Raw genomic sequence first — 3,556 nt, 5'->3', positions numbered from 1 at the left:
TGACGGCAGCCAGCGGCAGCCCGCTGACAGCAATCGACAGCGCCCTGTCGCAAGTCGACAGCCTGCGCAGCTCGCTGGGCGCGGTGCAGAACCGTTTTGCTTCGACCATCGCTAACCTGGGCACCACGGTGACTAACCTGTCTTCTTCGCGTTCCGGCATCCAGGACGCAGACTACGCGACCGAAGTGTCGAACATGACACGCGCGCAGATTCTGCAGCAGGCAGGCACTTCGGTGCTGGCGAAGGCGAACCAGTCGACACAAAGCGTTTTGACATTGCTGCAATAAGCAATGAGCCGATTCCGCAGACGCCGGTCCAAGGCGATTGCGGAGTTTGCCTACCCGGGGGTGGCCGCTTATGCGGCTCCTTCCGGTTCCATGATGTTTTGTCCAGTCGGGTTTGGGCGGTTTCGGCCTGATAGACCCGAGCGGACAGGTACAGCCGGAAGAGGATGTGATGCCGAATGCAATCAACATGGATGCTGCAAGCAGGGTCGCGCCGGCCGAGGGCGCAGGTGCCGCGGCCGCAACGAACGAGAAAGCCGCCAGGGACAGCGGCGTGGTGATGATTAAAGCGCCGGAAACCGGCGGCGGCAAGTTGGCAAGCGTGCCCGAGCGGTCGCAGATCCAAAGCAAGATCGACGAGATCAATCGCCAGTTGCAGCTGAGGGCCGTGAGCGTGCAGTTCCAGATTGATCCTGGCTACAAGGATGTGATCCTGAAGGTGGTGGACCAGCAGGACGGCAAGGTGGTCTTGCAGATTCCCAGCGAAGAAGTGGTGCGGATCGCCAAGGTCATGGACCAGATGAAGGGTGTGCTGCTGGAAAAAACGGCATAGCAGCCGCGGGCAGCGCACTCGAAAACGATATTCAATGCAAAGGAAGTGACATGACTTTAGTTACCAACCTGGGAGCGGCGTCAGGATTGCCGCTGGCTACCCTGCTAAGCAGCATTACCGTCTCTGAAAACCAGCCGCTCACCGCCATGAGCAACCAGCAGAGCGCGTATAACGCCAAGCTGTCGGCTTACGGCATCATACAGAATGCCTTGAGCACATTGCAGGTGGCGGCCGCGCAGCTGGGCAATCCGGCGCTGTTCCAGAATGTTACGGCGACTGCCGGCACCACCTCGGTGCTGAGCGCGACGGCGACCACCACTGCCGGCATAGGAAACTACGCGATCAACGTCAGCCAGCTGGCGCAGGCGCACTCGCTGGCGACTGCCGGCGTCGCCAGCACCACCGCGGCTGTCGGCAGCGGTACCGTGACGCTGCAGTTCGGCAGCATTTCGGGCGGCACGCTGGACCCGGCTTCCGGCAAATACAGCGGCGCAACGTTTACCGCGGACAGCACACGCGCCGCGGCTTCGATCACTATCGATTCGAGCAACAACACGCTGGTGGGCATCCGTGACGCTATCAATAAAAACACGGCCCTTGGCGTTACTGCATCTATTGTCAACGACGGCAGCAACACGCCGAACCGCCTGGTCCTGACTTCCACCCAGACTGGCGCGACTTCCACCATGAAGATCAGCGTCAGCGGCGATGCGGCATTGTCCAACCTGCTGTCCAACGATCCTGCCGGCACGCAAAACCTGCAGCAGACGGTGGAAGGCAAGAATGCGCAGATGACGGTCAACGGCATCGCTGTCACCAGCGCCAGCAATACCGTCAAGGAAGCAGTGCAGGGCGTGACCATGACACTGACCGGCACCGGCGCCAGCAGCTTGTCGTTGCAAAGCAATACGGCGACCGTGCAAGCCGCGATTTCGAATTTTGTCACTACCTATAACAGCCTGCAGACCCTCACCAAGCAATACACGGCTTTCAATACGGCGGCGCAGACGCAGGCGCCGCTGACCGGCGACGCAACCTTGCGCAATATCCAGACCCGCATCCGCGACACCATGAACACGCCGCAACCCCCCAGCGGCAGCGGCGCACCCTTGACCATGCTGGCGCAGATCGGCGTGACGTTCCAGGCCGACGGCACCATGGCGATCGATTCGACCAAGCTGACCAGCGCGCTCACCACCAACCTGAGCGGCGTGCAGAACCTGTTTTCCAGCACTTCCGGCGCCACCGGCTTCGGCTCCACGATGTCGACCTTGCTGACCGGCTTCACGGCCAGCAACGGGCCGTTGAAGTCGGCGACCGACGGCCTGAACAGCTCCTTGAAAACGCTGGCGACGCAGATGACCAGCACGCAGTCGCTCATCAGCACGACGATTGCGCGCTATACCAAGCAATTTACCGATCTCGATACGCTGATCGCCGGCATGAACCAGACCAGCAGCTATCTGACCCAGCAATTTGCTGCTCTCAACGACACCAGTTCCAAATAAGACGAGGTTTCATGTATACATCTTCTGCCGCCGCGCCCATGCTCAATCCTGGCGCTCGCGCCTACGCTCGGGTCGGCATCGAAAGCGCGGTCATGAGCGCCTCGCCGCAGCAGCTGCTGACCATGTTGTTCGACGGCGCCAAGGCTGCCATCAGCATGGCGCGCCACCATATGGCGAGCGGCGACATTGTCGCCAAAGGCAACGCCATTTCAAAAGCGGTCAGCATCATCGACAGCGGCCTCAAGGCCAGCCTGGATGCCGAGGCTGGCGGCAACGCCGGCGCCGAGCTGGCGGCCAACCTGTCGGCGCTGTACGACTACATCAATCAACGCCTGCTGTACGCCAACCTGCATAACGATCCTGCCTTGCTGGAGGAGGCCGACCGGCTGCTGGAAAACATCGCTTCGGCCTGGCGCGAGATCAGCGGCGGCCAAACTGGCGCGCTTATCAACGATCTTTCGGCAAGGGGATGAGATGACGCCCCAACATGAAGTGATGGAATGCTACGAAAAGATCGCGCCGCTGACCGGCCGCATGCTGGAATCGGCGCGCGCCGGCGATTGGGATGGCCTGGTGCAGCTGGGGCAGCAGTTCCGATCCTGGGTCGAGCGCCTGAAGGGCATCGAGCTGGCGGAGCCGCTGGAGCCGCTGCAGCTGGTGCGCAAGCACAGCCTGCTGAGCCGGATCCTGGCCGACGATGCAAAAATCCGCGATATCCTGACGCCGGAGCTGGCGCAGTTGAGCAGCCTGCTCGGCAACATGCATCGACAGCAGCATCTCAACCATGCTTACGGCCAGTAGCCCTGGCCATGCACCATGAACGGCGGCACGCCCCTGATCACCGACATCGAAGCGATTGCGAACGATACCCGGCTGCCGTCGCGCGCAGCAGTCGACCGCCAGCTCGGGATCGATCCCGGCCAGCCGGCGCAGGCGGGCAGTTCCAGGCTGGCGCCGGGCGCTGCTGACGGCGCCAGCCTGAGCGCGGCGGCGCGCGTCATCAGCGAACTGCTGGGGGCGACGCCGGCCAAGGGCGAGGCAGTAAATGGCAGTGCGCCGCTGTGGCCGGCTACCGCCGCACCGATATCGGGACCGGAACCACAGCAACTGGCGGCTGCCCTGGCGCGCAGCGTTGCCGGCAGCGGCCTGTTTTACGAATCCCATCTATTGCAATTTTTCACCGGTGAGCGCTCGCTGGCCGAGCTGCAGCA

The 3,556-nt window shown here is 62.3% G+C and carries 5 protein-coding genes and 1 pseudogene; all 6 read left to right on the top strand.

Going from position 1 to position 3,556, the window contains the following annotated elements:
- A partial coding sequence (locus JWQ61_RS18325; RefSeq protein ID WP_304361766.1) for a flagellin occupies positions 1-287 on the top strand: 287 nt, incomplete at its 5' end.
- Between the two features lie 169 nt (positions 288-456).
- Positions 457-837, top strand: coding sequence for a flagellar protein FlaG (locus JWQ61_RS18320; RefSeq protein ID WP_304361765.1), 381 nt, complete (start codon positions 457-459; stop codon positions 835-837).
- 50 nt (positions 838-887) lie between these two features.
- Complete coding sequence (gene fliD, locus JWQ61_RS18315) at positions 888-2,345, top strand: flagellar filament capping protein FliD (RefSeq protein ID WP_304361764.1); 1,458 nt, start codon at positions 888-890, stop codon at positions 2,343-2,345.
- An 11-nt stretch (positions 2,346-2,356) separates the two neighbouring features.
- The gene (gene fliS / locus JWQ61_RS18310; RefSeq protein ID WP_304361763.1) at positions 2,357-2,818 is read left to right on the top strand and encodes a flagellar export chaperone FliS; all 462 of its coding nucleotides are present in this window, start codon (positions 2,357-2,359) and stop codon (positions 2,816-2,818) included.
- Between the two features lies 1 nt (position 2,819).
- On the top strand, positions 2,820-3,146 hold the full coding sequence (locus JWQ61_RS18305) for a flagellar protein FliT (protein WP_183081810.1): 327 nt from the start codon (positions 2,820-2,822) through the stop codon (positions 3,144-3,146).
- Between the two features lie 15 nt (positions 3,147-3,161).
- A pseudogene (locus JWQ61_RS18300) lies at positions 3,162-3,556 on the top strand (hypothetical protein); the annotation flags it as partial.

Origin of the sequence: Collimonas fungivorans, assembly GCF_028292705.1 — a bacterium.
Lineage (GTDB): Bacteria > Pseudomonadota > Gammaproteobacteria > Burkholderiales > Burkholderiaceae_D > Collimonas > Collimonas fungivorans_B.
The sequence above is the reverse complement of the archived record's forward strand: the minus strand, read 5'-3'. Positions and strand labels throughout refer to the sequence as shown.